The organism is Segeticoccus rhizosphaerae (assembly GCF_005222685.1).
Lineage (GTDB): Bacteria > Actinomycetota > Actinomycetes > Actinomycetales > Dermatophilaceae > Segeticoccus > Segeticoccus rhizosphaerae.
In genome coordinates this window covers 1-5,271 of the sequence record NZ_SWMA01000068.1, presented here as the reverse complement: position 1 = coordinate 5,271, position 5,271 = coordinate 1, and the positions used below count along the sequence as shown (strand labels likewise).

General features: G+C 70.8%; 6 protein-coding genes and 1 pseudogene. 2 read left to right on the top strand and 5 right to left on the bottom strand.

Going from position 1 to position 5,271, the window contains the following annotated elements:
• Nucleotides 1–77: 77 nt before the first annotated feature.
• The 4 genes from FCN22_RS21095 to FCN22_RS21080 form a co-directional block, all read right to left on the bottom strand.
• Nucleotides 78–743 (bottom strand): alpha-ketoglutarate-dependent dioxygenase AlkB family protein, encoded by a 666-nt coding sequence (locus tag FCN22_RS21095; RefSeq protein ID WP_137123531.1) that lies wholly within the window; start codon nucleotides 741–743, stop codon nucleotides 78–80.
• A 26-nt stretch (nucleotides 744–769) separates the two neighbouring features.
• Nucleotides 770–1,510: a 2OG-Fe(II) oxygenase gene (locus FCN22_RS21090; RefSeq protein WP_137123530.1), complete on the bottom strand. Its 741-nt coding sequence runs from the start codon at nucleotides 1,508–1,510 to the stop codon at nucleotides 770–772.
• Nucleotides 1,507–2,142 (bottom strand): methylated-DNA--[protein]-cysteine S-methyltransferase, encoded by a 636-nt coding sequence (locus FCN22_RS21085; RefSeq protein ID WP_137123529.1) that lies wholly within the window; start codon nucleotides 2,140–2,142, stop codon nucleotides 1,507–1,509. The genes FCN22_RS21090 and FCN22_RS21085 overlap by 4 nt, the downstream gene beginning before the upstream one ends.
• Before the next feature lie 61 nt (nucleotides 2,143–2,203).
• Entirely contained in the window at nucleotides 2,204–2,701 is a 498-nt protein-coding gene (locus FCN22_RS21080) for an RNA polymerase sigma factor (RefSeq protein ID WP_137123528.1), read from the bottom strand.
• Between the two features lie 132 nt (nucleotides 2,702–2,833).
• Between FCN22_RS21080 and FCN22_RS21075 the strand changes: the two genes are divergently transcribed.
• Entirely contained in the window at nucleotides 2,834–3,943 is a 1,110-nt protein-coding gene (locus FCN22_RS21075) for a DmpA family aminopeptidase (RefSeq protein ID WP_137123527.1), read from the top strand.
• Nucleotides 3,944–4,063: 120 nt separating this feature from the next.
• Nucleotides 4,064–5,053: an FUSC family protein gene (locus tag FCN22_RS21070; RefSeq protein ID WP_162308292.1), complete on the top strand. Its 990-nt coding sequence runs from the start codon at nucleotides 4,064–4,066 to the stop codon at nucleotides 5,051–5,053.
• A gap of 81 nt (nucleotides 5,054–5,134) precedes the next feature.
• On the opposite strand, the pseudogene FCN22_RS22990 reads toward FCN22_RS21070, so the two are convergent.
• Nucleotides 5,135–5,271, bottom strand: a pseudogene (locus FCN22_RS22990) (IS30 family transposase); the annotation flags it as partial.

Below are 5,271 nucleotides of genomic sequence, written 5' to 3'. Positions count from 1 at the left end.
CTGACCCAGCTTCGCACCCCCGAACCCCGCCGCCGCCCAGAGCCCGCCCGTTCACCCAACCCGATGAAACGGTGAGGCTAGAGGCCGGTCACGCGCATCGTGATGTTGATCCGCCCGGTGTCGAGTCCGCAGCCCTCGGGGGCTGTCCCCGGGTAGGTTCGTTGCACCCCGTGGTAGGCGAGTCGAGACGCACCGCCGAAGACGAAGAGGTCCCCGGACGCGAGATCGATGTCCTGATAGGGCTTCCCGCGGTTCTCGGTGTTGCCGAAGCGGAACTGGCAGGTCTCACCGATCGAGAGTGACACCACCGGCTCCCGCGCGCGTTCGTCCTTGTCCTGGTGCAGACCCATTCGGGCCCCGAGGTCGTAGAAGTTCACCAGCGCCGTGTCCGGGGTGTAGCCGTCAGCGGCGTGCGCGTCGCCGCTCACCTCCACCAGCGCCCGGCGCGCGAGCCGCACCATCCAGTCGGGGAAGTCGAGCACCCGGTGGCCGTTCACGTCCACTGCCTCGCGGGTGTACTCGTAGGGCCGCCAGTGCCATCCGAGGCAGACCGTCTTGACGCTCATCTCGTGACCGCGCACCTTTGCGCCCCGGGCCGGCACCGGTCCGGCTGCCCATTCGTGGTATCGGGCGACAAGCCAGCGCTGCTGCTCGAGGGAGAGCCAGCCCGGCACCCAGGTGGCGCCGGGTGTCAGTTCTCGCCTCGGCCGAGGGACGAGGTCGTCACCGAAGAGTGGCTGCATGGTGCCCTGATCTCCTGGACCGTTGTTCACGCGGCGTCATGAAAGACGAGACCGAGCGTATGCCGTTCGCCGGACCTGATGGCGGACACCCCGTGTCGCACGGGGGCGGCAGACCAGCCCCGCTTGGACTCCACGGGGCGGTCCCTCGTGGTGAAGGCGAAGCCGTGGCCGTGAGGGAGCAGGGTGGCGGTGCCGCGTGACTGGGCGCGCGGCCGCTGTTCGACCAGCAGGAACTCGCCGCCGGTGTGGTCGACCCCGGGCTCACCCAGGTTGATGACGACCTGCAGCGGAAACACCAGCTCGCCGTAGAGGTCGCGGTGCAAGGCGTTCCAGTCCTTCTCGCCGTACTTCAACAGGATTGCCGTCGACCTGGTCTGGCCGGCCCGGTGGCAGAGGTCGAGCCACTCGTCGAGGGTGTCCGGCCACGGTGTCTCCCGACCGAGCTTGGCCCACCAGTCGCGGGCGATCGGCAGCAGGCGGGGGTAGAGCGCCTGCTTCAGCCGTTCGATCGGCTCCGGGTAGGGCGTGCTGAAGTAGCGGTACTCGCCCCGCCCGAACCGGTAGCGTGCCAGGTCGATGGTGCTGCGGAAGAGCTCGTCGCGCGGGTAGAGCTCGCGGATCTGGCGGGTCTCCTGCGGCGAGAGCAGCTGCGGCAGCAGCGCCCCGCCGTACTCGTCGAGCTCGTCGGTGATCGCTGCCCAGTCGCCGGAGCCGACGCGTTCCCTCCAGACGTCGTGCCCGCCGTCACCCTCCGTCGTGGCCGTCATGCCGCGCGCTCCAAACCCAGCAGCGTGGTCTTGGCGTCCGGACCCCCTATGTAACCGCCCAGCGACCCGTCGGAGCGCAGCACCCGGTGGCAGGGGACGACGACGGGCAGCGGGTTGGTGGCGCAGGCGCTTCCCACGGCGCGAACTGCCTTGGGATTGCCCACCATCCGCGCCACCTCGCCGTAGGAGGCGGTGTGCCCGTAAGCGATCTCCGACAGGTGCTGCTGCACGGTCAGCCGGAAGCCGCTCGACAACGCGTGGTCCAGCGGCAGGTCGAATGCCGTGCGTCGGCCGGCGAAGTACTCGTCGACCTCTCGCGCCGCCGGGTCGAGCCGCTTCGGAGCACGCAGCACTCGTGGGCTCACCCTCTCCGAGAGCGCCTGGAGCACGAGGTCGTGGTCCTCACGGGCATAGGCGACGCGCACCAGCCCCTTGTCCGTGGCGGCCAGCAGCAGCGGCCCCACCGGGGTGTCGATCGTGGTATAGGCGACGTCGAGCAGGCCGTCGCGGCTGGCCTCGGCCTCGAGTCGGCGGTGCAGCTCGGTCATCCGGGCGGGGTCGCTGGTGTCGGTGGCGTCGTGCAGTGCTTGCACGAGCTCCGGTGTGGCGTCGTGGCTGTTGAGAGTGTTCATGACGGGTTCCTTCCTGGTGTGCCCCGTAGACGCACCGATCGGTCGAGACGTGAGCCGGTGTTCACCGTGGCTGCCCGGTGGCTGCCCGGTCCCACCGGGCGCGCAGGCTTCGGATGCCGTCGGCGGCGGCGCGCCTGGCCGCGTCGGTGCTGCCGCCGAGGATCGCGGCGACCTCGCGGTAGGGGAGGCCTCCGAGATAGTGGTAGGCGACTGCCTGCCGCTGCTTGACCGGGAGCTGACCCACCGCCGCCCAGATCCCGGTTGCCGACTCGTCGGGCAGGCCGAGCGTCGACTGCTCCTCGGGCAGGCGCTCGACCGGGACGGCGTGACGCTCCCGGCGGCGGGTCACGTCTATCGCCTTGCGGTGCGCGATCGTCACCAGCCAGGCCTCCACGTTGGCGTCGGCCGGCAGATCCGGCCAGGCCCGCAGCGCCGCGAGGAACGTCTCGGACCAGGCGTCCTCGGCGTCGGTGTGGGGGCCGAGCACGGCTCGGCAGACGCGCAGCACGGTCGCGCCGTGTCGCGCGACCACCTGCTCGAACGGTTGTTTGGTGTCCATCACCCGGTAGACGCTCCAAGGGCTGCGAACGTGAGAAGGGACCCTGGTCGCAAGCTACCCGGCCGCTCCGGGCGGTGCCGGTCCGGGACACTGTGCCCGACCAGAAGGCCGACATCGAAGGAGTCAGCAGCCATGCGAGCAAGAGAGCTGGGCGTGGTCATCGGAGACCACCCGACGGGACCGCTCAACGCGATTACCGACGTGGCCGGCGTCCAGGTCGGCCACGTCACGCTGGTCGAAGGGGATCACGATGCCGCAGATCGCGCGCCGGTCGTGCGCACCGGGGTGACCGTGGTGCTGCCCCACGGAGACATCTGGACCGAACCCGTCTTCGCCGGCACGCACCGCCTCAACGGCAGCGGTGAGATGACCGGTCTGGAGTGGGTGCGCGAGTCCGGCGAGCTCACCTCGCCGATCGGGCTCACCAACACGCACAGCGTCGGCGTGGTGCGCGACGCGCTCGTCGAGGCGCAGGTGCGCGAGCGGGGCGAAGGTCTCTACTGGTGCCTGCCCGTGGTCGGCGAGACGTATGACGGTCTGCTGAACGACATCAACGGGCACCACGTCGGGGCGGAGCACGTCGATGAGGCGTTGCGCGCCGCCCGGGGCGGGCCGGTCGCGGAGGGCTGCGTCGGAGGCGGCACCGGCATGATCTGCCACGGCTTCAAGGGAGGGATCGGCACCTCCTCGCGGGTGCTCGAGGTGAGTGGCACGGCATACACGGTCGGCGTGCTCGTCCAGGCAAACTATGGGCGGCGCGAACGGCTCCGGATCAACGGTGTTCCGGTGGGGGAGCGGATCGGCCCGGACGTCGTGCCGCTTCCGGGAGCACCCCGGGGTCACGCACCCGGGAGCGGGTCGATCATCGTCCTCGTCGCGACCGACGCCCCGCTGCTGCCGCACCAGTGCAGCCGACTCGCCCAGCGCTCGGCGCTCGCCGTCGGCCGGATGGGTGGTGTCGGGGAGCAGTACAGCGGTGACCTGGTGCTCACCTTCTCGACCGGCAACCGGGGGCTGCCCTCCTACGTCGCCGGGGAGGACCCGCGCAGCGCACCACCACCGGTCCGCATGAGCATGGTCGCCCCACAGTTGATGACGCCGCTGTTCGACCTGACCGTCGAGGCGACCGAGGAGGCGATCGTCAACGCGCTGGTTGCCGCGACGACCACCGTCGGGCGCGAAGGAGTGACCGCACACGCCCTCGACCACGACCTGTTGCGGGGGGCCATGGGCCTGGCCTGACAGCGGTATCGTCGGCCCCGGTGGACGCGGCACACCCGGGCCGCGGGCGGGGAGTGGTCCGATGAACGGTCAGGTATGAGCAGCAGGACGCGCAAACCCACCCGGGCTCGAGGTGCGTCCGTGAGCTGGGCGGATCGTGCACGACTGCTCGCCCCGGCCTTGCTCGCGTTGATCGGTTTCGCGGCAGCCGGTCGCCTCGCCGATGGCCTCGTGGTCGGGCTCGGCGCGAGCATCGCGCTCTTCGGCGCCGGCTTGCCCGCCGCGCGCCGGGCGGCCACCCTGGTCACGGCCGGGCTCCTGCTCCTGCTCGCCATCGCCACCGGTTACCAGGTCGCCGATGTCTTCCTCACGCTCATCCTCTGGAACCTCATCGTCGCGGTGCTGGCCACCGTCGTCGACGCGGCGCTGCCGCTCGGGGCCCCCGGCCCCTGGTCCCTGGTGCTCATGGTTGACGTGGGCTCGTTGCTCGGCATGGACCACCTCGGCCTCCGCACGACGCTGCTGCACGTCGGACTCGGTTGCCTGATCGGGGTGCTCACCGGTCTCGTGGACTCGCTGTATGTCGGGCGCCGCGCCACCGGAGCGTTCCCGCCCACCTCGCGGCCGGTGGGGCTCCGGCCCCGGGCATGGGTGGCGTCGTGGAAGTTCGTGGAGGTCTACATCGCGGTGCTGTTGGCGAGCACGTTCACTCACGCGACCGCCGACCGGCACCCGTTCTGGCCAGTGCTGCTCGTCGTGCTCGTGCTGTCCGGCGGCGGAGGCCGGGCACGGCTCGTGCAGCGCGCCGTCCGGTGCCTGGTGGGTGCCCTGGTCGGCGTCGTGGTGTTCGCGCCGCTGTCCCGGCTGACCTTGCCGACCGGTGTGCTGGTGGCTCTCGTCTGCGTCCTGGGTCTGCTGGCACTGCGGTTCGTGGCCGATCGCGAGGTCCCCGGTGCGTTCCTGGTCACGTTGCTGGCCCTGACCGTCACCCTGCCCCTGCTGCCGACCGCGTCCCCGATGACGCTCGGACTCGAGCACGCGGCCGACGCGCTCGTGGCCGTGGGCCTCTCGCTGGTCATGATCGTGCTGGTCCGGCCGCTGTCCCGCATCACCATGAAGCACCTCAAGTAGCCACCGGGGCGGCGCGCGGGGCCGGGCGACGGCCCGTGAGGAATCTTCGAGAGGTTTGGTGCCCGCCTGGGGGCGGCGGATTCAAGCGGTGGGTGCAACACCGTGTGGATCTGACTGTTCCGACAGTAGTTGGTCGAGGGCTTCGGCGGGGGTGCGCCAGCCGAGGCGTTTGCGGGGCCGGTCGTTGAGCTCGGCGGCGACCATGTCCAGGTAGCCCG

Bases quoted from the DNA above. Each gene is read 5' to 3' on its own strand.
- FCN22_RS21095 (WP_137123531.1), bottom strand. From the start codon at position 743: ATGCAGCCACTCTTCGGTGACGACCTCGTCCCTCGGCCGAGGCGAGAA.
- FCN22_RS21090 (WP_137123530.1), bottom strand. From the start codon at position 1,510: ATGACGGCCACGACGGAGGGTGACGGCGGGCACGACGTCTGGAGGGAA.
- FCN22_RS21085 (WP_137123529.1), bottom strand. From the start codon at position 2,142: ATGAACACTCTCAACAGCCACGACGCCACACCGGAGCTCGTGCAAGCA.
- FCN22_RS21080 (WP_137123528.1), bottom strand. From the start codon at position 2,701: ATGGACACCAAACAACCGTTCGAGCAGGTGGTCGCGCGACACGGCGCG.
- FCN22_RS21075 (WP_137123527.1), top strand. From the start codon at position 2,834: ATGCGAGCAAGAGAGCTGGGCGTGGTCATCGGAGACCACCCGACGGGA.